This is a genomic window from Gordonia malaquae NBRC 108250 (assembly GCF_000344135.1).
Classification (GTDB): Bacteria; Actinomycetota; Actinomycetes; order Mycobacteriales; family Mycobacteriaceae; genus Gordonia; species Gordonia malaquae.
In genome coordinates this window covers 1-22,154 of record NZ_BAOP01000047.1, presented here as the reverse complement: position 1 = coordinate 22,154, position 22,154 = coordinate 1, and the positions used below count along the sequence as shown (strand labels likewise).

Below are 22,154 nucleotides of genomic sequence, written 5' to 3'. Positions count from 1 at the left end.
TGGTCGCTGATGAGTTCGGGCAAGACGAGCCAGACCAGATTCCGGGTACCGCGAGTTCCTGAGTATCGCGAGTGGGTGGCGTCAACAGCAGGGGTTTTGGAACCTCTTCTCGGCCGATGAGTTTGGCGGCGACATACTGATCGAGCCACCCGACCCGACGCAACCTATGTTCCGCATGCCGTGGGCAGAGGCCATAGCCTCGCGCGAACACTCGTGGGGCATCGGAATCGCCGGCCTTACGTATCCACCGGAGATCACCGATTGGGAAGAAGTGATCCCCGTCGGCGGCACCGACGGGATTGGCGGCGACATCTACATGCTCTGTACGCCACATGATGCACCTGCCCGACCACCTGGCCCGATCTTCGTGATCACATCAGGCTTCGTGGAGCATCACGAGACGTTCGCCGACTACCTCGACGCAGGTATCAGCAAGGACCGCAGAAACATCTCCGATCCGTCGCGCTGGGGCGGAGAATCCGGAGGTTCCCAGAACCGGTAGCTGAGCACCCAGTACGTAAGAAGATCGCTCTGACCGGGTCAGAGTGGTCTTCTCTATGTTTCGCGACCGGCACCTGCTCGCCGAGCACTTCCTATAACCAAGAGACCGGATGCTTCCGAAGCATCCGGTCTATTGTGCTCTGGGGTTCCGCCCCAGGCGTCCCTTCCCGCTAATGAACTATTCGTGAGCGGGAACTGACTCCCAGGGCGACAACGCCGCCGGTAGGTTGGTTGGCGCAGATCAGTCGCTGACGAGAGTGAGATGACCGTGGCAACGACGCCGAACCCGGCACCTCCGTGGTGGCTCAAGCCGATCAACAAGGTGATGATCCTGCTCGGTCGTCTCGGGGTGGGCGGCGACAAGGGCCCGTTGATCTTGACGACAGTCGGACGGAAGTCGGGCAAAGAACGTCGGACCCCGGTGACGCCGATGATCGTCGACGGTCACCGGTACATCGTCGGCGGTTTTCCCGGCGCGGACTGGGTGCGAAACGCTCAGGCACGGCCCGATGCGACCGTGGGCCTCGGGAAGCGATCGACGCCCGTCCGGTTGGTCGAGATGTCCGTGGAGGAATCTCGTCCTCTTCTGCGACAGTTCCCGACGCTGGTCCCCACCGGAGTCGAGTTCATGCGGAGTTCCGGCCTGGTCACGGAAGGACGCCCCGACGAGTTCGAAGCGCTCGCCGGCCGATGCTCGGTGTTCCGCGTCGATCCTCGGTAGGGCTGCGACGCTGCACGCTCGACCCCGCCGGTGCGCGGGGCCGAGCGCAAACGGTCAGGACACCGGTTCCGACGCCTCGTCCGCGTCGAGCTGAGTCGAGAGGTACCGCTCTCGGGAGTCGTCGAGCTCGTCCATCCATGCGGTGTGGTGGACGGTCGCCATGGTTCCGGTCATCACCGAGGGATACGCCTTGTCCCGGTAGGTGAGGATGTCTACCTTCTTGTCGGCCTTCCACGCGAGGAACGTGGCGACCACTTCGTCGAGGTCGAACATCGGGTAGTCCGTCTGCTCGATGAGGTCGCGGATGTAATCGGCCTGGAAGCGGACGGCGGCTTCGTCGGTCGCGACCTCCGCGTACGCGCTTTTCCACTCGTCGATGTGCGCTTGACGCTCGTCGGCGTCGGGAAGCGCGAAGCGTCCGAGGATCAGGTCGCGGACGAACCATGCCTGTGCGTCGAACATGTTGAACGTGAACCACTGATCCTGGGCGCCGAGATAGTGCAGGCGGGGATTCTTCTGCCACGTGACGCCGCGGTACAGGCCGTCGGGATACAAGTTGTTCGGGGAGTCGATGCGGGACTCGTGCGGCAGGAACGGGTAATGGTGCAGGTACCCCGTGCACAGCACCACGGCGTCGAACTCGCGTGACGTTCCGTCGACGAAGTGGGCCACCGACCCGTCGAACCGCGCGACCTCGGGGACCTCGTCGACTCCGTCGGGCCAGGCGAAGCCCTGCGGCTGCGTCCGGTAGCTCATCGTGACCTGGCGGGCGCCCATCTTGTGCGACTGGATGCCGATGTCCTCGGCCGAGTAGGAGCCGCCGATGAGGAGCAGCCGCTGTCCGGCGAAACGTTCCGCGCCGCGGAACTCGTGCGCGTGGATAACCTCACCGGGAAACGTGCCGATGCCCTCGAAGTCGGGGACGTTCGGAAAGGAGAAATGCCCGGTCGCGACGATGACCTCGTCGAACACCTCGGTGATCGTGGCCTTGTGGCGCAAGTCGTCGACGGTGACGGTGAAACGCTCGGACTCGGAGTCGAACTCCACACGACGTACGGCGTGTGCGAACAACACAGCATCTTTGACGTCCGACTCCACGGCGCGACCGTTGATGTAGTCCCACAGGACCTCACGCGGCGGGTACGACGAGATGGGGCGGCCGAAATGCTGGTCGAAGGTGTATTCGGCGAACTCGAGCGCCTCCTTCGGGCCGTTCGACCAGAGGTTGCGATACATGCTGGAGTGGACGGGCTCACCGTAGCGGTCGGTTCCGGTGCGCCAGGAGAAGTTCCACTGTCCTCCCCAGTCGTCCTGCTTCTCGTAACAGACGACGTCGGGCACGTCGGTGCCGCCTCGTTCTGCCGACTTGAACGCTCGCAGGGCTGCCATTCCGCTCGGCCCCGCGCCGATGATCGCGATCCTCTTTCGCTGCACGATTACCTTTCCAACCGAGAGAATCTCCCTCGGATCACCGGCCCGTCACCGGGCCGGAACCTGGTTCTCAGGCACTCCTACTGTCTGTACCTGCACTCGTCGAAGTCAAACTCACGCTGTTCAGTAGAATTAGGAGATTTGCGGAGCGGCGGGCGAGTTCACCGAGGACGTCCACGTACGGAACATGTTCGGGTAGACAGGTCTACGAGCCGCCGTCGTCGACGGCGCCGCGAACGAGAGCGAGACGGATGATGTCGGAGCAACTGGTGACAATCGGCGGGATCGGACTGGCGGCGACAGGTGTCGCCCATTTCGTGGCGCCGGGCCTGTTTCACGGCATCACCGCGGCGGCGTTCCCCGACGACACCGCCAAGGCGATCCAGGTGAACGGCGCCGCGGAGACGCTGATCGGGACGGCGATCGCCATCCCGAAGACCCGGAAGGCGGGCTTCGTCGCTCTCGGCCTGTACGGCGCGTACCTCGCCGCCAACGCTGTGAAAGCACGCGGCTGACCCGACTCCCCGGTTCTGGCACAAAGAGCGTGCCGTCCCGGGCTCATGCCGCAATAGATACGTCAGACCTGTGACATACTTTCGTATGTGAACAGTGCTGGTGGGGGTCCACGTGTCTTGATCATCGGGAGTGGCCCGATAGCGCGCCTACTCGCGACCTCGATCACTTCGGATGCCCGCGTCGCACTCGGGGTGCGCGAGTCCACGGGAATGTTCGACGTCAGAACGGCTCAAGCATCGCGATTGCGGGGCCGCCGGTCTCCGCGTGTGCGTCGCGTTGAACTGTGGCCGGTGAGCGACGTCGACGCCGACAACTGGGACATCGTGATCAGCACTGCGCCGGTGATCGAATCGGATGTCTCCGAACTGTTCCGCGCAGCGGGGCCGGACGTCGTCCTCGCCTCGGTGTCGCAGGTCCCGTCCGAGATCGAAGCACTGCGAGACATCGCCGGCGAACACCGGTGGGCTGTGCTCACCCCGAATGTCCTGGCCTGGACTTCCGGAATGATGACCCACTGGTGGCAGCCGGGAGCGGCGCGCTTCACCATCGCCGAACCGGTCGGCGGTGAGATCGCACAGACGCTTTTCGGCGGTGAGCGGTGGGCGGCGAGCGGGTCGGTGTCATCGGGTCTTCTCGCAGCCGCGGCAGTGATGCCGATGGTGGCGGCGTTACAGGTGTCCGAGTTCGAGCAGCGGATCTGCAAGTCGACGTTGCGGTCGGGTGCCGCGGCTGCTGACGAGGCCGGCCGAGCGGTCGCCGCGGCGTACGGCGTCCACGAGCCGAGGTCGGTGAATCCGGTGATCGTCGGAATCGGTCTGCGCGCCATGCGGGCTTGTGCGCCCTTCGACGTCGACAACTACTTCCGCGCCCATTTCGGCTCACGTACGCATCAGACGAAGACCATGCTCGACGACTGGATCGTCCTCGGAAACACGTATGGTCTTCGGACCGAAGCGCTGGTCACGCTGCGCGACGCCCTGTCGGACGCCGCCGGGGCACCGACGCGGAGAGCAAACCCGACGAAACCATGAGGCGGCGGGCGTTCATCGACTGCCCACTTCGGTACGCTTCCACACATGGTTGATGGAACTCGTTCGCGTCGAGCTGAGTATGCGGAACTCACAAAGCAGGCGATCCTGGATGCCGCGGCCGACTCCTTCATCAACAACGGCTACGCCGACACCGGGCTGGACGAGATCGGCCGAGTCGCACGCGTGAGCAAAGGCGCGGTGTACCACCACTTCGCCGATAAGCCGGGCCTGTTCGCAGCGGTCTTCGAAGCTCGATGCAGTGCAGCGCTCGAGTCGATCGTCGAGGTGATGCCGGAGGAGATCACCCCTCGGCAGGCAATTCATGGAGCGATTGCGGCAGTGCTCAATGCCTACTCAGAGGGCCCCGAGCTGCGCGAACTCTCTCGCCAGGCCGGACAAGCACTAGGGGAGGGCCGGCGTCGCGAGATCCAACAGCGGAAGTCGGTTCCCTTCGTTCAATCGATTTTCGAGAACGCGGCGGCGGACGGATCACTGCGAGAAGGAATCGACATCACTGTCGCGGCCAGGATGGTCCTCGAGCTGGTTTTCGACGGCGCGGTGACCTACGCCGAGGATCCAGAACGTCCGGGCTACCGAGACCAGATGGAGCAAGTGCTCGTCGCAATGGTCACGGGGTTGCTGTCGGACGCAGATTCTCAGTAGCGCGCGGCGTACTTGAGCGTTCGGACAACTGATCGTCCGCGGTCGTCGGCACGGCGGCGCGCATCCTCGTCGAGACGCCGGTGTGCCATCCGGACGCGTTCGTCTGCGATGGCCACGGCCTCCTGAGTTTCGGTGATCTGAGGAAGCCCGAAGTGTTCGATGACGGTGGAGAGTCGTTGCTCCACCGAACCGCGAACCACCAGAACCGGCAGCCCGGTGGTGCTGACAGCATCCCGGAGCAACGTGTCGGAGAGCGTCCGAAACGGTTCAGACACTGGACGGTGACCGTCTGCGATCAGCGGAAACTCGACGGGCAGATGCACATAGGCGTCGTACATCGAGGAGGCCCGCTCGCAGACCAGTTCACCGAACAGATCGAGGTATTTCGTGTACGCGCGGCCGTTGCGGAGACCGACTGCCCGTGTCAGCATCTGGAGGAACCGAGGTGCTCCGGGGTTGATCCCGGTCTGAGCACGCGCCGCACCGTACACCCATTCGTGGATGACGGATCCGTCGGAGACGAACTGGGTCATGCCGTTCTCGTTGGTCAGTCGCTCCGAGTATCGACGGATTCCGAGCTCGATCAATTCGAGCGAGTCGAGCTCCATGACAGTCTTCCGCGGATTGATCTCGGCAAGGATCTCCCTCGACGTGAGTGCATGAGTTCTTGGAATCCCCGTCGCGATCGACAGGGCCTCGGTGAGGCTCGACTTTCCCGTCGAGTAGGTGCCGGAGACGGCGATCCGGGCAGGCGCCCATGTGCGGGTAGATGTCACAGGTTCTTCTCCAGGTGGCGGATGAACTCAGTTATGGGAGCAGTCGTCGCGGGTGTCGCGACCGCCAGGCCGCTCGCGTCGATGAGCTTTGCGAGTTCGGGATCTGTCACGTCTCCGATGATGATCACCAGGTCGTACGAGGCACGCGCATGTCGAATCGACGTGTCCCTGTGCATTCGCAGATACCGCCGAGAGAAGCGTGCGTCATCGCGTCGACTTCCGGTGGCCGACGTGACGTGTCGGTTCAGTGCCGCCCAGTCGTCCAGGACCGAGCCTGCCGACAGGAGACTGGAGTGCCGGGCCTCTCCAGCGATTCGCCGATCGAAACGGCGCAGCGACTCACCGATCGCCGCCCACAGATCGCCTGGCGCAAAGTCGCTCGGACTCGCTGGGACGACAGCACCGAATGCAGGCGAGAGCTGACGGACGGCACTCTCGATGTCTGAGGGGTCGCCGGTGACCACCACGCGGAGCGGAATGACAGTCATACCGTCGCCCCCGGCAGGCGATGGGCTACGCGGCATGTCGCAGTGAGACCGCCGAATCCGGTGAGCTCGAGGTCGGCTGACCTCCAGAGTGAACCGCCCATCGTGACCACGGAGGTGCGGCGCGCTGTGACGACGGGTGTGAACTCTGTTCCGACAGAGACGTTGCGAGCCGTCTCGGATGCAAGCGTCAGTCGCCGCATCCACAGGGTGTCCGAATGCGATCGGTCGATCCCGTCGAGCCTGTACAGAAGGACCTGCGCAAGCTGCGCCGAGCAGACGAGAGCGTCGACCATGGTCAGCTCGCCTGTCGACGTCGCGATGACTGTCGCCTTGCCGGTCACCGTTCTGACGTATGATGTGTCGATGTCGTCGATGCCCACATGATTGTCCAGGGGCCCGGCCCCGTCAGGCTGGAGATGCGCGGAGGTGTGAGCGTCGGCCTGAACCGTGGACGAGACGACGTGCGGGTGCGTCACGACGACGGAACCACGCATCGACGCGATCGTGAAGTGAACCGTGGAGTGGACTTCATCGGTGGCGGCCGGCTCCAGGCGCAGAGTGAACGGGACCATGTCGAGGTTCTCGACAGGTGAACCTCCCGCCGAGATCGTCACCGACGTCACGTGTTGAGCCGCGGCGGGGACGCCGAGGGCGGACTCGACCACGGTCTGAGCTGCAGATGTGGCGATGATGAGTGTGTCGACGCTGCTCAGGTGGGGTACCAGAGTGGACGAGTGTGACTTCACCGACCAGGTGTCCGGGTACGAGAACCGTGCATGCGCGTGGTACACGAGCGGGTCGTCGCTCTGGCGGAGCGGCTCTAGTGAGCGTCCGACGGTTCGGAATCCGTCGCCGAAGTATCGGTAGGCGGCGTCGCCGAGCAACTGGTCGATGGAGTCGGTTGTGAGAGTCATGCGGTTGCCCTCGAGTCGGTTGCAATGGATTGTTCGTGCGCCGATCGGAAGGCGGGGAGCTCGATCAGTTGTCCTGCCCAGCAGAGTCCCGCGCCGAAACCTACGACGAGGGCGATGTCGCCCGGCGCGGCCGCACGCGACTCGAGGAGGGTCTGCATCGCAAGGGGGATCGACGCCGCTGAGGTGTTTCCCGAGGCGGTGACGTCGTCGGCGACGGCCACCGACGGCGGAAGCGACGTCGATCGGGCGACGGCGTCGGTGATCCGCTTGTTCGCCTGGTGTGGAATGAAGGCCTTGATCTCGACGTCGACCTGGGACTGGATGTCCTTCACCACCTTCGGGACCAGCTCGACCGCCCAGCGGAACACGGACGGCCCGTCCATGGCGAGGACCGGCGGCCTCGCGTGGCGATCGCGGAGGAAGTCGTCCCACGTGACGGTCTGGGTGATGGAGTCACGCCGTCCGCCGTCCGATCCCCACACCACTCGCCCGATCCCGTCCCTGTCGGATGGTCCGATGAGCACGGCTCCGGCGCCGTCGCCGAACAGAGGCGCGGTGTAGATGTCATCGAGGTCGAGGCGGGTGGTGAGCTTCTCACTGCCGATCACCAGTACGTTCTCACTGCTTCCACAGGACACGAGGTCGGCTGCGACCGCGAGGGCGTGGGTGAATCCTGAGCACCCGGCGGCCAGATCGAACGCTGCGGCATTGGCGGTGCCGATCTCGTGGGCCACCTGGGCGGCGGCGGGCGGCGTGCACAGCATGTGTGTCGACGTCGCGACGATGACGGTGTCGACATGCTCTGCGCCGACGCCTGCCACCTCGAGCGCTCGTCGCGCGGCCGCGGCAGCCATCGATGCGACGGTGTCGTTTTCACGTGCGTAGTGCCGCTTCCTGATGCCGGTCCGTCGTCGGAGCCAGACGTCGGGGTCGCTTGCAGTGGGCGTTCTGAAGTTCTCGTTCGTCACGGTGTCAGGCGGTCGATAGGTACCCACGGACAGCAGGGACGCCCCGCGGAATCCGGTACGCGACGGCCGTAGGCCCGAGGTGATGGGAGGGTCTGAATGAATCATGGTCGGTAACATACTCACGTACAGTGATAGCGTGCAAGCAAATTGAAAGTCTTTGGTTTGTTCAGCTGTTTGGGCGACACCGGCTGTCTGGAGGGATATGCGCATGACGGTCAACCGAGGTGCGACGCGCCCTGCGGCCCCGGTCCGCGAAAGACTTGTGCTGGAGGCCACGCGCTTGTTCGCGACCGACGGGTTCGCTCGTACGTCGTTGTCGCGAACCGCCGTAGCCGCGGAGTGCAGCGTCGGGGCCATCCACTTTCATTTCGGAGACAAGCGTGGCCTGTTTCGCGAGTGCTACCGCGCCGCGTGGCGCGCTCTGCCGGTGTCGATCGATGAAGGCGGAGGAACGGCTGCCGATCGGGTGGTTCGGATCGTCGACGCGTCGTCTGCCGACCCCTATCTGCCACGCCTTGCGACCCAGGCAGTGGAGGCGCTGGGAGCATCCGGAGCGGTCGGCGTCGAACGTGAGTTGTGGGGCCCAGCGCTCGGGGCGAACGATTCTGTTGCGGAAAGACTGGTGGCGACTCTCATCCGAGACCTCACGACATCGCGCGAGACACAGAGCCGGGATCAAGTCGTTCGCGCGCTCATCGACGGCCTGTTCAGTTCCGATTGCCAGAGCTCCCGGAGGATGGGATCAGTCGGTAGTAGTTGACGGCCGGACGGCCCACCCTCAGGTGTACGACGAGTCGGGCAGTCCGATCTCGTCGTGAGATGACAGGAGCGCAATGGGATCCGCATTGGCCGGAAAGACCGCGTTGGTCACCGGCAGTAGTAGGGGAATCGGCCGGGGGATCGCGCAACGCTTGGCGGCAGAGGGTGCGACGGTGGTGGTCAGCGCCCGATCCAGGGGAGTGTCACCGTCGGTTCGTGCCGACACCGCGACGTCGTTGGCCGGCACTGTGGACGAGACATCGGCGCTGATCGAGGCGGCAGGAGGCCGGGCGGTTGTGATCACCGCGGACATCAGCGATCCCGCCGACCGAGAGCGGCTCGTCCGTGAGACCGTCGAGCAGACGGGCCGCCTGGACATACTGGTCAACAACGCGGGGTACGCCGACTACTCAGTGGTGTCCGACATGTCGATGGCGACGTTCGACCGCACGGTGGAGCACTACCTGCGGGCGCCTTTCGCGCTGTCGCAGGCGGCGCTTCCGCACATGCGCTCAGCCGGAGCAGGATGGATCGTCAACATCGGATCGTCGACGGGGCTCGATCCGATCCGCCCGTTCCGGGAGTACAACAAGGATGCGGGCGACGTGATCTACGCGTCGATGAAGGCGGCGCTGCATCGATTCTCGCAGGGGCTCGCCGCGGAGCTGGTCGATGACAACATCGCCGTCAACGTCGTGGGACCGTCCACGGCGATCATGACTCCCGGCGCTGCCGCGCTGATTCCGGAGGGCTTCGAGACCGAGCCGGTCGAGTACTTGGCGGAGACGGTGCTCGCCATGTGTGTTCAGCCTGCGTCCGAGCGGACGGGACTGGTCACGTTCAGCCTCCATTACCCATGGGACACCGAGTTGGACGTGCACAGTCTCGACGGCTCGAGCGTGCTGCCGCGGCTGGAGCCGCCGTCGTGGTCGAATCCGAACATCCGTCCCGACGGCATCGGTGAGACAGTGGCTGCCCGGGTGTCGGTGGGCTGACCTTCCGTTGGTCGCCGAACAGGCCGATGACAACTCGCGTTGTGCCCCGATCGTCGGCAAGTTCTCGAAGCCAGCTTCAACGGTTTCGAACCCGAGGGAGTCGCTTGAAGCCGCACGCGCTGCAGACACCAAAACGGTGTCCGAGGAAGTCGATCATCTGGCCGCCGGCCTCCATGCCTTCGCCGCGTCTCGGGTTCGGACCCGTCTCTGCCCAGGCGGCCATCGAAGCCTTCGCTGTCGCATCTGCCGATCCAGACGTTTCCCATCCATTGAAGAGGAATCCCATGAGCGACCTTCAATCATCGGCGTCAACCGACGAGACAGTGCACGACCAGCGTGGACAGGTGAGGCGCGTCGTCATGTCGAGCCTTCTCGGCACCGTCATCGAGTATTACGACTTCTTGCTGTACAGCACGATGGCGGCCCTCGTCTTCGGGCGGCTGTACTTCCCGTCGTCGAACGGGGCGGTGTCGACCATCGCCGCGTTCGGCACTCTTGCGGCGGGTTACGTGGCACGGCCCCTCGGCGGAGTCCTGTTCGGGCACTTCGGGGACCGGCTCGGCCGCAAGTCAATGCTGATCCTGTCGATGTCGCTGATGGGTGGGGCGAGCTTCCTCATCGGCGTGCTCCCGACCTTTCACACGATCGGAATCGCGGCGCCGATCCTGCTCGTCGTTCTTCGACTTGTGCAAGGCATTGCGGTGGGCGGCGAATGGGGCGGCGCGGCGCTCATGGTGATCGAGCACGCCGAGAGCGACAAGCGCGGCACGCTTGCCGGTGTGATGCAGATGGGCTCGCCGCTCGGTTCCCTCGCGTCGACGGTCGCCGTCCTGGCGGTGACGGCGCTGCCGGATGAGAGCTTCATGCTCTGGGGATGGCGAATCCCGTTCCTGATCAGCGCGATCCTTCTTGCGATCGGTCTCTACGTGCGGCTGAGTGTGGTGGAGAGTCCGGTGTTCGCCCAGGCTGTCGAGGAGGCGTCGGCGGTCAAGAGCCAGAGGATCCCGGCACTGCAGGTTCTCCGCCGGCCCCGAGCTCTGATTCTGGCGACCGCCGTCGGCATCGGACCGTTCGTGATGACCGCGTTGATCAGTTCGCACATTCTCGCGTACGGGCCCGCTGTCGGATACGACAAGTCGGATGTGGTTCGGACGCTGTTGTTCACCTCTTTCACGGCGTTGGTCTGCATTCCGCTCTTCTCTGCACTGTCGGATCGTCTCGGCAGGCGCACTGTGAGCCTGGCCGGAGCCGTCGGCGCGATCGTCTTCGCGTTCCCGCTCTATGCGATGGTCGGCAGTGGTTCGGTCTTCGTCTTGACCATCGGACTGATGATCGCGATGGTCATGCAGAACGCCCTGTACGCGCCGCTCGCGCCGATGCTGTCGGAGATGTTCGGCACCGGGGTCCGGTACACGGGTGTGTCGATGGGGTACCAGATGGCCAGCCTCCTCGGCGCAGGCTTCACTCCGATGATCGCGGCGTGGCTGGTGGACATGAACGACGACTCCAGCATTCCGCTGAGCCTGCTGATGGTCGCGGGCGCCGCGATCACCATCGTCGGCATCTCGCAGCTGCGGGAATCGCGCGGACGCGACCTCACCTCCGACATCTCGTCGACGTCGGTGTGACCTACGGACTGTCGAAACCGCGGTCGGCGAGAGCGTCCAGAACAGCGATGTCGCCGCGGTACGGCTCGTCGTCGCGCGGCCAGTGGACGATGACGTCGGTGAAGCCGATGTCGGCCGCGCGGCCGACGAGGTCGTCGAATCGACCGACCGACTCCAGGGCCGACGCTGGTGCGCTCGCCAGATTCAGGTAGGTGTCGATCGTTCGCCCGGCGGCGGCCGCAGTGTCGGAGGCCAGCACGTGGTTGGAGGCGACGGCCGTGAACCAGACGTCGAGACTGTCGGTCGACGGTCCGGTCGTCAGCCAGGCGTCGCCCGTCCGGGCGGCGAACCGAACCGACCGCGGCCCGTTGCCTGCGAGGATCAGAGGCACTCGGGAGCGGACGTCGCCTCCTACCAGCCGCATGTCGCGGGCCGAGTAGTAGTAGCCGTCGGCGTCGACGTGGTCGTCTCGAAGGGTGCGGTCGAGCAGGAGTGTGAACTCCTGAAGCCGGTCGACCTTCTGCTTCGGCGTCAACGGGGCCTGACCGAGCAGACCGTCGTCCGGTGTTCCGCCGGCGCCGAGGCCGAGCAGGAGTCGGCCGTCGGAGATGTCCACCAGGGTCTGCACTTCGCGTGACGTGCTCACCGGGTGACGGAAGTTCGGCGAGATCACGTAGGTCCCGAGCTTGATCCGCTCGGTGACGCTCGCCGCCGCGGCGAGCGTCGGCGTGCAGGAGAACCACTGCGCGTCGGGCAGTCCGCCCCACACGAGATGGTCGTACGTCCAGGCGTGGTGGAAGCCCATGTCCTCGGCTCGCTGCCACAGCGGGTGCGCGTCGCGCCACGGCATGTCGGGGAGGATGCAGATCCCGTATCGCATGCCCTCAGAGTAGCCGTGGTTGCCGAAGTGTCGTCGATTCTGTACAAAAGTACATGTACAAACGTACAGAATTGGAGGAGCTGATGGCGAAGCACGACCCGCAGGCGCGGCGTCAAGCGATCATCGAGGCGGCGGCCGACCTAATCGCCGAAGTGGGACCGGGCAAACTGACGCATCGACTGGTCGCCGCTCGCGCTGACGTTCCGTTGGGGTCGACGACGGCGTACTTCACGTCCATCGACGACCTCCGCCAGGCGGCCCTGGCGTTTCACGTCGAAGACATCGATCGCACGTTGAAACAGATCGGCGACGAGTTCGTCGTCGATCCGGCCGGTGCTCCGGATCGGCTCGTCGACTATCTCTTCGACTACCTCTCCGATCAGCGGAGCGTCGCGTCTGCCGCCGCCCTCAACTCGACGGCCACGTTCGACCCGCAGGTGCGTGAACTGGCCCGACGGTGGACTGACGGCATGATCGAAGCGCTCGCCGAACACATCGGCCACGACAACGCGCTCGCCGTCGCGATCATCTCCGACGGCGCGTGCGTGCACGCCGCCATTCGCGGTGCCCCCGTCTCCAAAGCCGACCTGCAACGCGCCTTCGCGCCCTTCCTGAATCACCCCGAGGACAACTGATGACCGAGACCACGACCACCCCGGATCGGCCGCCGATCTCGACCCGCCGCGCATGGGCGGCGACGATCACGCTCTCTATGAGCCTGCTCGTCATCACCATGGACATGACGATCCTCAATATCGCGCTGCCGACGATGACGAGCGACCTCCGGCCGTCCGGGGAGCAACTCCTCTGGATCGTGGACGTGTATTCGCTCGTACTCGCCGGCCTGCTCGTCGCGTCGAGCGCCGTCGCCGACCGCTGGGGCCGCAAACGCCTGCTGCTGACCGGTTACACGATCTTCGCGCTGGCCTCACTACTGGTGCTGTTCGTCGACTCGGCCGGCGCCGTCATCGCGATCCGCGCCATGCTCGGCATCGGTGGCGCCATGATCATGCCGACCACCTTGTCGCTGATCAGAACCATCTTCACCGACACCAAGCAGCGCGCGATGGCGCTCGCGCTGTGGTCGGCGATCGCCGGTCTCGGTGCGGCCATCGGCCCCCTCGTCGGCGGTGTTCTGCTCGAGAACCTCTCGTGGCATTCGGCGTTCCTCGTCAACGTTCCGCTGATGGTGTTGGCCATCATCGCCGGCGCACTCCTGCTCCCGGAGTCGGTGTCCGACAAGCCGGGCGCCTGGGACTGGCCGACCATCGGGCTGTCGTTCAGCGGCATGATCGCGCTGATGTGGTCGATCAAGAAGTTCGGCAAGGAATCGAGTCTCGCCGTTCCGTCCGCATGGGTCGTCTTCGCCTTCGCGGTGATCGCGTTGACGGTCTTCGTCCGACGCAGTCTGCGGCAGGACGATCCGATGCTCGACGTCGGACTGTTCCGCAGCCGTCCGTTCACCGGCGGCATCGCGGGCGCGCTCGGATCGATGTTCGCGATGGCCGCGGCTCTGCTGCTGCTCGCTCAGTGGCTGCAGAGCGTGGAGGGCAGCTCGCCCATCTCCACCGGTGTCAAGCTGATCCCGCTCGCGCTCGCCGCGGCAGGCGCGTCGCTCATCGCCCCGAAGTTGGCGAGCATGATCGGTCCGCGAGCGGTCCTGGCCGGAGCGATCGGTCTGTCCGGGCTTGGCATGGTCGTGATCTACCTGATCCCGGGTGAATTGACATACGCGTCGATTGTCATAGCGTTGTGCCTGGTGGGAGCGGGTATCGGCTCGCTGGCTGTCGGTTCGGTCCTCATCATGTCGGGTAGTCCCGAGCATCGAGCGGGTAACGCTGCGGCGATGGAGGAGACCTCGTACGAAGTCGGAAGCGTCCTCGGCGTCGCGATCCTCGGCAGCGTCGCGTCGGTCATGTACCGCGCCGACCTCGACTCGTCAGGCGAGCTCGCCAAACTGCCGGGCGAGCTTGCGGGCCCGGCACGTGAATCGATCGGCGCGGCTGTCGACATCGCGAATGCAGCCGGACTGCCCGATGTCGCGGAGGCGGCGGGGGAGGCGTTCACCGAATCGATGCAGGTCACCAGCCTGATAGGCGGCCTGATCATGCTCGGCGTGGCGCTGACGGTCTGGTTCGTCGTCCCGCGCGGAACCACGCTGGACCCCGACGCCGGTCACGGTTAACCGAGCTTCGGGCCCCAGACCGCGCGGGCGTGAGCCGCGAGCGTGTGGAAGACGGATGCGTCGCGGGTGGCGCGTGCGGTGAGGATCGCGCCCTCCAGTCCGGACACCAGGACAGAGCCTGCGGCGGCCGCCTCGTCCGCGTCGAGGCCGTCCCGGACGAAGGCGTCGGCGATCAGTCCCTCGAAGCGACGGAATGCGGTCGCCGCCTCCGCGGCGGCGGCCGGGTACTCCTGGGCGCTCAGCGAGGCGGCGGCCAGCGGGCAACCGAGCCGGTAGTCGCTCTCGATCAGCAGATCGGCCCACTGCTGGGCCCAGAAGTCGACCGCGTCGAGCGTGGACATCTCGGCGAGGACGGCTTTCAGCATGTTTCCGACTGCCTTGCCGGACTCGGCCGTGGCGACGCGAAGCAGGTCGGCTTTGCCGTCGGGAAAGTACTGGTACATCGACCTGCGGGCGACCTTGCTGTGCTCGAGGAGTTCGGACATCCCGAATCCGTCGGCGCCGCGACTGCGCAAGAGCAGCGTCGCCGACGTCAGCAGGCGTTCGCGTACGGGCGTCGTGGTCATGACCACAGCATAGCGATGTAGAACGATCATTCTGTTAGATTCGAGACATGACCCACGTCTTCGATGAAGCGACAGCCGTCACCGCCCTCGACACGGACGCTCACACCGTCCGAGCCACCACGCACCCGGCGTACAACAACATGGTCGGGCCGTTCGGCGGCATCACCGCGGCGACGATCGTCAGCGCACTGCAGAAGCACCCCGACGCGCTCGGCGACCCCCTCGCACTGACCGTCAACTACGTGGCACCCATCGCCGAAGGCCATTGGGACCTCACACTCGTTCCGGTGCGCACCAACCGCACCAACCAGCACTGGACGTTCACCATCGACCAGCAGGACCGCACCGTCGCCACCGGCACCGCGGTGTTCGGCATCCGACGAGACACCTGGACCGACACCGAGCCGGCGGCCCCGCAGGCACCCGATTCCGACTCCGTCGAGGCCGTCGACTTCCCGACTTCATCGCATGGGCGCGGAACTATGAGAAGCGCTTCATCGTCGGCGGGATGAACGACGGGGCCCTGGACGATTCGACGACGACCATGTGGATCCGCGACCTGCCCGAGCGGCCGCTCGACTTCGCGTCGCTGACGAGCATCACCGACACCTTCTTCCCCCGCGTGTTCCTGCGCAAGGGCGCCTACGCGCCTGCGGGCACGATCTCGCTGACCACGTACTTCCACGCCAGCGCGGACGAACTGGCCGCGCAGGGATCACGACCGGTCCTCGCCACCGCGAAGGCCGCGCGCTTCGCCGGCGGCCACTTCGACCAGTACGGCCAGATCTGGGGCGACGACGACGTGCTGCTCGCGACCACCCACCAGCTCGTCTACTTCAAGGACGCTCCGGCCTGAGCGAGGCTCGCCCAGTAGATTGAAGCGCATGTCGCAGAAGTCGTTCAGGGCCGTCGGCTCACTCCTGGCCGGTGTCGCAGTCGTCGCGGTCGTGTCAGCGTGCAGCGAATCGGAGACGGTGGATCCCGCAGTCCAGCGGGCCCTCGACTCCGTCCTCACGGCAGACGACTTCCCTGCCGGTTACAGCGTCGTCACCCTTGGCAAGGACGAGAAGAAGACGATCGTCGACCAGTTCGACGACAGTCGCCGCGACGCCGAGGTGACCCCCGCGTCGTGCAAATCGAGTCACGAAGCGCCATCCGATTCGGAGACGGGCAGTGTGGTCGCGGTCAACGGCCAGTCCACGCTCAGCCAGTCGGTGTCGCAGTCGACCGAATCGGCGACCGGCCTGATCGCAGCCGTGTCGGGCGAGTGCTCGAAGGTCACCGTGAAGCTCACTGCAGGTCCGGCCAAGGGCACAACCGCGGTCATCACCAGCGCCGACGTGCAGCCCGCGACGATTGAAGGATTCGACGGCGTCACGTTCCGCCAGGTGTCGACTGTCGACGACGAGGAACGACAGGGGCTCATCGGGCGATTCCAGGTGGACGGTTATCTCGTGACGGTCCAGGCGGTGAAGGCCGACGGATCGATGCCCGATCGGACGAGTTTCGACGCGACGGTGGCTGCCGCGGTCACAAAGGCCGCCCGCGGCTGAACTCTCCGCGTGCCGAGATCGGCACGAATCGTGGACGACTGAACAGATGACACACCCTGGCCCGTAATGTCGTCTCGGGCACATCACGCCCCTCACGTGAGCAGGAGTCATGGTGCGGAACATCTTCAGTAAGACGGCGGGCGCTGCGCTCGCCTGCGCGGCGTCGATCGGTCTTGTGGCCGGTTGCAGCACGGACGGCGACGCCGTCAAGAGCGATGCGGGGTCGGCGGCGTCGACCACCACGCAGTCGGACGCGGACCCGGCGAAGGTCCGAGCGCTCGTGCTGACTCCGAAGGACTTTCCCGCAGGCTATGTGGCGCAGGAGATCCCGCTCAGCCAGATGGACGACACGCTCGACAAGCTGCGCGCAGCGACGAAAGGCGCCACCTTCACCCCGGCGTCGTGCGGCGATGTGAACGCCATCCCGGACATCGACTTCGGCAAGATCGGTCTCGCCGTCGCCACGAAGGGCATGACCGCCAGTCTCACGGAGATGGTGACAGTCGGTGGGACGACGGTCTCGAATTACCGCAAGCAGGTCACCGGCGAGTGCTCCTCCATGACGATGACGATGGAGATGGAGGGCCAGAAGGTGACCTCGCGCGTCAAGCAGAACGTGCTCGACACACCGAAGGTCGACGCTGACGACTCCATCGTCGTCGAGGCTGTGACCACCACAAAGGTGGGTGGTCAGACGGTCGAGACGCGAACTCTCACGGGTGCGGCGGAAGTCGACGGCTACCTGATCAATGTGACGGCCACGAACATGGTGCCGGGCGAGGACCCGGACCGCGCCGGATTCGAGGCACTGTTCACCAAGGCCGTGGCGAAGGTTGTGGATCAGGCATGACGAAGCGAAGTCTCCGCCTGTCCGGCGGACTGATCGGCGTCGTTGCGGTTCTGGCGCTCGCCGCATGCGGGTCGGATGACGCGTCGGGTCCCGTGATGCCGCAAGATCTCGTCTTGTCGGCCGACGAGCTCCCCGCGGGTTTCGACGTGCAGGACGTGCCGAAAGACCAGATCATCGAGCTGGCGAAGCAGACTGCAGCGTCCGGCGGGAGCGCCGTGACGCCCGCGTCGTGCAAACAGTCGGGGGTACTGCCCGACGATCTGACAGCTGATCAGTTGGGCATCACCATCGCCCAGCAGGGCACGGCGGCCACGCTCACCGATGTGGTCTCGGTGTCGGACCGGGACATCGCCTCGTTCCGTGCCGCGGTCACCGGCAAGTGCGCAACCGTGAAGCGGAAGGTCACACGGGGTCCGATGGCAGGCCTGCAGGCGACCGTCACCACCAAGGTGCTCGACGCTCCTGCGGCACTCGCAGGCGAAGACGTGCTCGTCTACCAGCAGACGTCCACCGCCCGCTCGTCCGGTCAGAAGGTCGTCACCAAGACCCTGAGCGGCGTGGCCAAGGTGGGCGACTACGTCGTCCGCGTCGAGTACGCGCCGATGGCCGGGTCGAACGCCATCGACCGCACGGCGTTCGACGAATCGTTCGCGCGTGCGGTCGACAAGGTGGCCGAGAAGGCCTGACGTCTGGGGGTCAGATGACGCCGAGCGAGTTCATCGCGTCGGCGACCTTCACGAAGCCGGCGATGTTGGCGCCGGTGACGTAGTTGCCGGGGTCGCCGTACTCGTCGGCGGTCTCCAGGCAGTTGCGGTGGATGTCGCGCATGATCGCGTTGAGGCGACCCTCGGCGTACTCGAAGCTCCACGAGTCGCGTGACGCGTTCTGCTGCATCTCCAGCGCGGAGGTGGCGACACCGCCTGCGTTGGCGGCCTTGCCGGGCGCGTAGCCGACGCCGGCGGCCTGGAGGACCTTGATGGCTTCCGGCGTGGTGGGCATGTTGGCACCTTCACCGACGATGATGCAGCCGTTGGCGACGAGCGCCTTGGCATCGTTCTCGTCGAGCTCGTTCTGCGTGGCGCAGGGGAGAGCGATGTCGGCGGGGACCTGCCACAGCGAGCCCTCGGTGCCGACCTTGGTTCCGTTGCCGCGCAGAGCCACGTACTCGCTCAGGCGTGCACGACGGACCTCCTTGACCTCCTTGAGGATCTCGAGGTCGATGCCCTTGTCGTCGATGACGTAACCCGACGAGTCGGAGCAGCCGATCACGGTGCCGCCGAGCTGGTGGATCTTCTCGATGGCGTAGGTCGCGACGTTGCCCGAACCCGACACGAGGACCTTCTTGCCCTCGAACGTGTCGCCCTTCGACTTCAGCATCTCGTCGACGAAGAACACCGCGCCGTAGCCGGTGGCCTCCGGGCGGACCAGCGAGCCGCCCCACGAGACGCCCTTGCCGGTGAGGACACCGGACTCGTAGCGGTTGGTGATGCGCTTGTACTGGCCGAACAGGTAACCGATCTCACGGCCGCCGACACCGATGTCGCCTGCCGGAACGTCGGTGTACTCGCCGATGTGGCGGTACAGCTCAGTCATGAACGACTGGCAGAAGCGCATGATCTCCAGGTCGGACAGGCCCTTGGGATCGAAGTCCGAACCGCCCTTGCCGCCGCCGATGGGCAGGCCGGTCAGGGAGTTCTTGAAGATCTGCTCAAAGCCGAGGAACTTGACGATCGACAGGTTCACCGACGGGTGGAAACGCAGGCCACCCTTGTACGGGCCGAGGGCCGAGTTGAACTCGACACGGAAACCGCGGTTGATCTGGACGTCGCCGTTGGCGTCGGTCCACGGGACGCGGAAGATGATCTGACGCTCCGGCTCGCACATGCGAGTCAGGACGTCGACGTATTCGGGGTGCTTGGCGACAACGGGGCTCAGCGAGTCGAAGACTTCGCGAACGGCCTGCTGGAACTCGGGTTCACCGGGGTTACGGCGGTTGACGACGTCGTAGATGTCGTGGAGCTGGGGGGCCCAGTCACTCATTGGGTGGTATCACTCTCTACTCGAATGAGAGCGACCCGCGGCATGCTTGAAGGTCGCTCGGCCACGGCGATCCTTTTCGTACGTGTGCGCCGTTGAACACGTACTCGACCTACCGGACTATTCCGGGCGTCACTGTATCCGTGTGTAACGATCTCGTGAAACCTTGGGCCTGTTTTTGTGCGATGTGACACGTCGGTGTCACGGCGACGTCATACGACAGAAATGTGGTGTGTGGTGCGAGGTAATCCACCGCCGGCCGCCGTGATCGCGTTACCGTGGGACACGAGCCAGCTCCCCGCCTGCTTCGGAGGTGTGTTGTGACCGACCCGATCACCGAGAACATCAGCGGATTCGACGAGTCCGCGTTCGACGCCGAGCTCGACGGGCGGTGGCGCGACTTCCGCATCCGACTGGCCGACTACCTCTCCGACCTCACCCGCGGGTACCCGTTCAGCGTGTACGACGCCGTCGCCAACTGGAGCGGGATGACGGCACAACTCGAAGCCGCCTATATCGGCGACGACGGCCTGGCGTTGATGATCGAGGTCGACCAGCTCTCCGCCGACGAACGCGAGCAGGCTGGTCGGGTCCGGATGCTCCGGGACCGCGGCTGGCGCCGAGCCGACGACACACTGATCCTCGAATTCGAGCGCAGGCATGTCGACGAGGCCGCGATCGCCGTCGAATACGCACTCCGCGAAGTGTGGGGCGTCCCCGATCCCGCCTATCTTCTCGCCGACGAGAACGACATTTGGCGCGAGTTCACCTGACCGCTCGTCGGGCGAACCTTTCCGCCTGCCGAGCGATCCTTCCCGATCGCCGAGCGCAGTCGAGGCGTGCCGACCGCTCCTTCCCGCTCGCCGAGCGCAGTCGAGGTGTGTCGACGTCGCCCGACGACCAGGTCAGGACTACTCGGTGGGCTCCACCGAAGTCTCGGTCTCTGTGCTCTCTGACGTGGTCGTCGTGAGCGTCTGCCACGAAGCAGTGGTCACCGCGAGGCTTTCAGTGGAACCGACAGGCGTGACCCGCCAGATCTGATCGCTCGACGACGAGACCGCCGAACTCACCGTCGACTGCGACAGGTCGGACGCGTTGAACTCACGGCTGACCGAGTCACTGCACGTGGCGGTGACAGTCGAAGAGTCGAAACTCGACGGCAGGGTGCACGTGACGCTGGTGCCGCCGGAGGTGAACGTCAGTGATCCGATCGTGTCACCGGTGGACGAACCGAAGTCGGTCGGCGTCGTGGCGACCGTGGTCTCCGTGGTGGGGACGGAGGCGTCCGATGGCGTGATGCCCCGTGTCTCGACTCCCGGGGTGGTGCCGGGAGTCTCGACACCCGGAGTCGTGCCGGGTGTTTCGACACCGGGGGTCTCGGCACCTGGAGTCTCGACAGTCGTGGTCGCGCCGTCCGACGGGATCACAGTGGTGCTCGACGACGCTTCGATGACGGGCGCGTCGTTGTTCTCCTGCGCTCGTTCGACAACGGCCTCGGCCGGTGCGTCACTGCCGTCGACGGTGCCGTTCTGATCGGCGTCGCCTGCGGTGAACGTCGGTGCCGTGTTGAGCGCTGCCGGGTCCGGGAGTTTGACGTCGGCCGGAGGCGCGGGCAGGTCGAGGGTGCCGCCGATGTTCAGGATCTCGGTGAGTCCGGTGACGAGGTTCTGAATCGTCAACGGCGCCAGCGGCGCCGGGGCGGCGGGTTGGTTCACAACCGTGGTCGTGTTGTTGACGATCGTGACGTGCTGCGTGTTGTACACGACGCGTTCGACGTCGCGGGTGTGGAAGTCGTGCCACGGGTCGCCGATCACGCGGTAGCCGCCGACGGGAGCTGAGGCAGGAGGGCGGAGCGGGTTGCCGCATGAGCAGACCGCTCGCGGCACGCCGATGGAGTCGACGTACACCGGAGTGCCCGCCTGCAGGACCGACTGGAACGGACTGGCGACGCCACCGCGGAAGGCGTGGTTGGTCACCCAGGTGTCGGCGGTCAGCACCACCGGCGACAGTGTGTTCAGGTACCACGAGATGTCGGACGTGCGGATGCCGAAGACACTCGCCCAGGCCGACGCGGCCGCGGGGTTGGAGTTGAGGTAGTTGCCGAGGGCGGCGGTGTCGCACGACGAGGTTCCGGTGGTGGCGTACAAGCCGGGATCTGTGCCGCTGACCACGCGGACGCCCTGGTGGCCGGTGCCGCGGGTGCGGTTCTTGAGAGGAGTCGTGTTGTGGGCGAGCGCGACAGACGGGGTGAACGGATCCGGTCCCGCGTCGTCGGCTGCACGCAGGCTCAACGCGGGGATGATGATGTTCCCGGTCTTGTCCTGATAGACCTTGATCGCGCCGAGCGCGAGCACGACCGACAGGATCGCCACGATGGCAGACAGGATGATCGTCGTCCGCCGTCGGCTGCGCCGTTGCGCGTCGTACGCTGCCGCCGCAGCCCCGCCGAAGCCGGGTTGCGGCTGATGCGGATATCCCGGTGGGTACGTCATGGGTGCTCCCTGGTCGGTCTGGTCGGCCGGGCACTCCACACCAGAGACCCGACCGTCTCGTCCAGTCCATCGCCAATCGGTGCGCAAGCGTCACCCCACGGGTCGGAATTGAACCGAATGGATGACCGGGTGCCCTTCGAACGGCGCATTGATGTCCGAAGCGACCCGCGACCCGTCCGTTGTGTGCCAACTGTTTGCGGGCGGCCTATCCCTGCTGCTAG

The 22,154-nt window shown here is 65.5% G+C and carries 23 protein-coding genes and 1 pseudogene; 15 read left to right on the top strand and 9 right to left on the bottom strand.

The features are described from left to right. The first annotated feature begins 175 nt into the window (after nucleotides 1–175). Nucleotides 176–502 (top strand): hypothetical protein, encoded by a 327-nt coding sequence (locus GM1_RS19990; RefSeq protein WP_157436231.1) that lies wholly within the window; start codon nucleotides 176–178, stop codon nucleotides 500–502. Between the two features lie 261 nt (nucleotides 503–763). Next, nucleotides 764–1,222 (top strand): nitroreductase family deazaflavin-dependent oxidoreductase, encoded by a 459-nt coding sequence (locus GM1_RS19985; RefSeq protein ID WP_008381939.1) that lies wholly within the window; start codon nucleotides 764–766, stop codon nucleotides 1,220–1,222. A gap of 54 nt (nucleotides 1,223–1,276) precedes the next feature. Here GM1_RS19985 and GM1_RS19980 read toward each other — a convergent pair whose 3' ends face one another. Beyond that, nucleotides 1,277–2,656, bottom strand: coding sequence for a trimethylamine monooxygenase (locus tag GM1_RS19980; RefSeq protein ID WP_008381937.1), 1,380 nt, complete (start codon nucleotides 2,654–2,656; stop codon nucleotides 1,277–1,279). A gap of 248 nt (nucleotides 2,657–2,904) precedes the next feature. Here GM1_RS19980 and GM1_RS19975 point away from each other — a divergent pair, with 248 nt between their 5' ends. The 3 genes from GM1_RS19975 (at nucleotide 2,905) to GM1_RS21780 (ending at nucleotide 4,863) form a co-directional block, all read left to right on the top strand. Next, nucleotides 2,905–3,168 carry a DoxX-related protein gene (locus GM1_RS19975; protein WP_008381936.1) on the top strand — a complete coding sequence of 88 codons (264 nt, stop codon included), beginning with the start codon at nucleotides 2,905–2,907 and terminating at the stop codon, nucleotides 3,166–3,168. A gap of 291 nt (nucleotides 3,169–3,459) precedes the next feature. Beyond that, nucleotides 3,460–4,200, top strand: coding sequence for a hypothetical protein (locus tag GM1_RS19970; protein ID WP_040520830.1), 741 nt, complete (start codon nucleotides 3,460–3,462; stop codon nucleotides 4,198–4,200). 45 nt (nucleotides 4,201–4,245) lie between these two features. Next, nucleotides 4,246–4,863 carry a TetR/AcrR family transcriptional regulator gene (locus GM1_RS21780; RefSeq protein ID WP_008381932.1) on the top strand — a complete coding sequence of 206 codons (618 nt, stop codon included), beginning with the start codon at nucleotides 4,246–4,248 and terminating at the stop codon, nucleotides 4,861–4,863. Here GM1_RS21780 and GM1_RS19960 read toward each other — a convergent pair. From GM1_RS19960 to GM1_RS19945, 4 genes are read right to left on the bottom strand one after another with little or no spacing between them, the layout of a single operon-like run. Then, nucleotides 4,857–5,639, bottom strand: coding sequence for an AAA family ATPase (locus tag GM1_RS19960; protein ID WP_008381930.1), 783 nt, complete (start codon nucleotides 5,637–5,639; stop codon nucleotides 4,857–4,859). The genes GM1_RS21780 and GM1_RS19960 overlap by 7 nt on opposite strands. After that, entirely contained in the window at nucleotides 5,636–6,127 is a 492-nt protein-coding gene (locus GM1_RS19955) for a hypothetical protein (RefSeq protein WP_040520829.1), read from the bottom strand. Before GM1_RS19955 ends, GM1_RS19960 begins: the two co-directional genes overlap by 4 nt. Continuing rightward, nucleotides 6,124–7,041 carry an AvrD family protein gene (locus GM1_RS19950; protein ID WP_008381926.1) on the bottom strand — a complete coding sequence of 306 codons (918 nt, stop codon included), beginning with the start codon at nucleotides 7,039–7,041 and terminating at the stop codon, nucleotides 6,124–6,126. Before GM1_RS19950 ends, GM1_RS19955 begins: the two co-directional genes overlap by 4 nt. Then, nucleotides 7,038–8,114, bottom strand: a complete 1,077-nt coding sequence (locus GM1_RS19945; protein WP_008381924.1) for a beta-ketoacyl-ACP synthase 3 — start codon at nucleotides 8,112–8,114, stop codon at nucleotides 7,038–7,040. The genes GM1_RS19950 and GM1_RS19945 overlap by 4 nt, the downstream gene beginning before the upstream one ends. Before the next feature lie 103 nt (nucleotides 8,115–8,217). On the opposite strand from GM1_RS19945, the gene GM1_RS21775 reads away from it, so the two are divergent. The 3 genes from GM1_RS21775 to GM1_RS19925 all read left to right on the top strand — a co-directional run bounded on the left by GM1_RS21775 (nucleotide 8,218) and on the right by GM1_RS19925 (nucleotide 11,391). After that, complete coding sequence (locus GM1_RS21775) at nucleotides 8,218–8,769, top strand: TetR/AcrR family transcriptional regulator (protein ID WP_157436229.1); 552 nt, start codon at nucleotides 8,218–8,220, stop codon at nucleotides 8,767–8,769. 73 nt (nucleotides 8,770–8,842) lie between these two features. Then, entirely contained in the window at nucleotides 8,843–9,763 is a 921-nt protein-coding gene (locus tag GM1_RS19935; protein ID WP_008381922.1) for an SDR family NAD(P)-dependent oxidoreductase, read from the top strand. A 284-nt stretch (nucleotides 9,764–10,047) separates the two neighbouring features. Continuing rightward, entirely contained in the window at nucleotides 10,048–11,391 is a 1,344-nt protein-coding gene (locus tag GM1_RS19925) for an MFS transporter (RefSeq protein WP_008381920.1), read from the top strand. A 1-nt stretch (nucleotide 11,392) separates the two neighbouring features. Here the strand turns inward: GM1_RS19925 and GM1_RS19920 are convergent, their stop codons facing one another. Continuing rightward, nucleotides 11,393–12,250, bottom strand: coding sequence for an LLM class flavin-dependent oxidoreductase (locus tag GM1_RS19920; protein WP_008381918.1), 858 nt, complete (start codon nucleotides 12,248–12,250; stop codon nucleotides 11,393–11,395). 83 nt (nucleotides 12,251–12,333) lie between these two features. Here GM1_RS19920 and GM1_RS19915 point away from each other — a divergent pair, with 83 nt between their 5' ends. Together GM1_RS19915 and GM1_RS19910 are read left to right on the top strand one after the other, a co-directional pair. Next, nucleotides 12,334–12,885, top strand: coding sequence for a TetR/AcrR family transcriptional regulator (locus GM1_RS19915; RefSeq protein ID WP_040520834.1), 552 nt, complete (start codon nucleotides 12,334–12,336; stop codon nucleotides 12,883–12,885). Beyond that, complete coding sequence (locus GM1_RS19910; protein WP_008381916.1) at nucleotides 12,885–14,435, top strand: MFS transporter; 1,551 nt, start codon at nucleotides 12,885–12,887, stop codon at nucleotides 14,433–14,435. The genes GM1_RS19915 and GM1_RS19910 overlap by 1 nt, the downstream gene beginning before the upstream one ends. On the opposite strand, the gene GM1_RS19905 is transcribed toward GM1_RS19910, so the two are convergent. Continuing rightward, nucleotides 14,432–15,001, bottom strand: a complete 570-nt coding sequence (locus GM1_RS19905; RefSeq protein ID WP_008381914.1) for a TetR/AcrR family transcriptional regulator — start codon at nucleotides 14,999–15,001, stop codon at nucleotides 14,432–14,434. The genes GM1_RS19910 and GM1_RS19905 overlap by 4 nt on opposite strands. A 47-nt stretch (nucleotides 15,002–15,048) precedes the next feature. On the opposite strand from GM1_RS19905, the pseudogene GM1_RS19900 reads away from it, so the two are divergent. The 4 genes and pseudogenes from GM1_RS19900 (at nucleotide 15,049) to GM1_RS19885 (ending at nucleotide 18,090) form a co-directional block, all read left to right on the top strand. Next, nucleotides 15,049–15,857: pseudogene (locus tag GM1_RS19900) on the top strand (thioesterase family protein). A 28-nt stretch (nucleotides 15,858–15,885) separates the two neighbouring features. Continuing rightward, the gene (locus tag GM1_RS19895; RefSeq protein ID WP_008381910.1) at nucleotides 15,886–16,554 is read left to right on the top strand and encodes a hypothetical protein; all 669 of its coding nucleotides are present in this window, start codon (nucleotides 15,886–15,888) and stop codon (nucleotides 16,552–16,554) included. Nucleotides 16,555–16,663: 109 nt separating this feature from the next. After that, a complete protein-coding gene (locus tag GM1_RS19890) occupies nucleotides 16,664–17,404 on the top strand; it encodes a DUF5642 family protein (RefSeq protein ID WP_008381908.1) in 741 nt (246 codons plus the stop codon). After that, entirely contained in the window at nucleotides 17,401–18,090 is a 690-nt protein-coding gene (locus GM1_RS19885) for a hypothetical protein (RefSeq protein ID WP_008381906.1), read from the top strand. The genes GM1_RS19890 and GM1_RS19885 overlap by 4 nt, the downstream gene beginning before the upstream one ends. Nucleotides 18,091–18,100: 10 nt before the next feature. On the opposite strand, the gene gdhA is transcribed toward GM1_RS19885, so the two are convergent. After that, nucleotides 18,101–19,444, bottom strand: a complete 1,344-nt coding sequence (gdhA, locus tag GM1_RS19880; protein WP_008381905.1) for an NADP-specific glutamate dehydrogenase — start codon at nucleotides 19,442–19,444, stop codon at nucleotides 18,101–18,103. A gap of 317 nt (nucleotides 19,445–19,761) precedes the next feature. Here gdhA and GM1_RS19875 point away from each other — a divergent pair, with 317 nt between their 5' ends. Next, nucleotides 19,762–20,214: a TY-Chap domain-containing protein gene (locus tag GM1_RS19875; protein ID WP_008381903.1), complete on the top strand. Its 453-nt coding sequence runs from the start codon at nucleotides 19,762–19,764 to the stop codon at nucleotides 20,212–20,214. A gap of 138 nt (nucleotides 20,215–20,352) precedes the next feature. Here GM1_RS19875 and GM1_RS19870 read toward each other — a convergent pair whose 3' ends face one another. After that, entirely contained in the window at nucleotides 20,353–21,933 is a 1,581-nt protein-coding gene (locus tag GM1_RS19870; RefSeq protein ID WP_157436227.1) for a DUF6777 domain-containing protein, read from the bottom strand. Nucleotides 21,934–22,154: the final 221 nt, after the last annotated feature.

Excerpts from the sequence above, each read along its gene's own strand:
- GM1_RS19990 (WP_157436231.1), top strand. The coding sequence starts at position 176 with ATGCCGTGGGCAGAGGCCATAGCCTCGCGCGAACACTCGTGGGGCATC.
- GM1_RS19985 (WP_008381939.1), top strand. The coding sequence starts at position 764 with ATGACCGTGGCAACGACGCCGAACCCGGCACCTCCGTGGTGGCTCAAG.
- GM1_RS19975 (WP_008381936.1), top strand. The coding sequence starts at position 2,905 with ATGATGTCGGAGCAACTGGTGACAATCGGCGGGATCGGACTGGCGGCG.
- GM1_RS21780 (WP_008381932.1), top strand. The coding sequence starts at position 4,246 with ATGGTTGATGGAACTCGTTCGCGTCGAGCTGAGTATGCGGAACTCACA.
- GM1_RS19955 (WP_040520829.1), bottom strand. The coding sequence starts at position 6,127 with ATGACTGTCATTCCGCTCCGCGTGGTGGTCACCGGCGACCCCTCAGAC.
- GM1_RS19950 (WP_008381926.1), bottom strand. The coding sequence starts at position 7,041 with ATGACTCTCACAACCGACTCCATCGACCAGTTGCTCGGCGACGCCGCC.
- GM1_RS19945 (WP_008381924.1), bottom strand. The coding sequence starts at position 8,114 with ATGATTCATTCAGACCCTCCCATCACCTCGGGCCTACGGCCGTCGCGT.
- GM1_RS21775 (WP_157436229.1), top strand. The coding sequence starts at position 8,218 with ATGACGGTCAACCGAGGTGCGACGCGCCCTGCGGCCCCGGTCCGCGAA.
- GM1_RS19935 (WP_008381922.1), top strand. The coding sequence starts at position 8,843 with ATGGGATCCGCATTGGCCGGAAAGACCGCGTTGGTCACCGGCAGTAGT.
- GM1_RS19925 (WP_008381920.1), top strand. The coding sequence starts at position 10,048 with ATGAGCGACCTTCAATCATCGGCGTCAACCGACGAGACAGTGCACGAC.
- GM1_RS19920 (WP_008381918.1), bottom strand. The coding sequence starts at position 12,250 with ATGCGATACGGGATCTGCATCCTCCCCGACATGCCGTGGCGCGACGCG.
- GM1_RS19915 (WP_040520834.1), top strand. The coding sequence starts at position 12,334 with ATGGCGAAGCACGACCCGCAGGCGCGGCGTCAAGCGATCATCGAGGCG.
- GM1_RS19910 (WP_008381916.1), top strand. The coding sequence starts at position 12,885 with ATGACCGAGACCACGACCACCCCGGATCGGCCGCCGATCTCGACCCGC.
- GM1_RS19905 (WP_008381914.1), bottom strand. The coding sequence starts at position 15,001 with ATGACCACGACGCCCGTACGCGAACGCCTGCTGACGTCGGCGACGCTG.
- GM1_RS19895 (WP_008381910.1), top strand. The coding sequence starts at position 15,886 with ATGTCGCAGAAGTCGTTCAGGGCCGTCGGCTCACTCCTGGCCGGTGTC.
- GM1_RS19890 (WP_008381908.1), top strand. The coding sequence starts at position 16,664 with ATGGTGCGGAACATCTTCAGTAAGACGGCGGGCGCTGCGCTCGCCTGC.
- GM1_RS19885 (WP_008381906.1), top strand. The coding sequence starts at position 17,401 with ATGACGAAGCGAAGTCTCCGCCTGTCCGGCGGACTGATCGGCGTCGTT.
- gdhA (WP_008381905.1), bottom strand. The coding sequence starts at position 19,444 with ATGAGTGACTGGGCCCCCCAGCTCCACGACATCTACGACGTCGTCAAC.
- GM1_RS19870 (WP_157436227.1), bottom strand. The coding sequence starts at position 21,933 with ATGACGTACCCACCGGGATATCCGCATCAGCCGCAACCCGGCTTCGGC.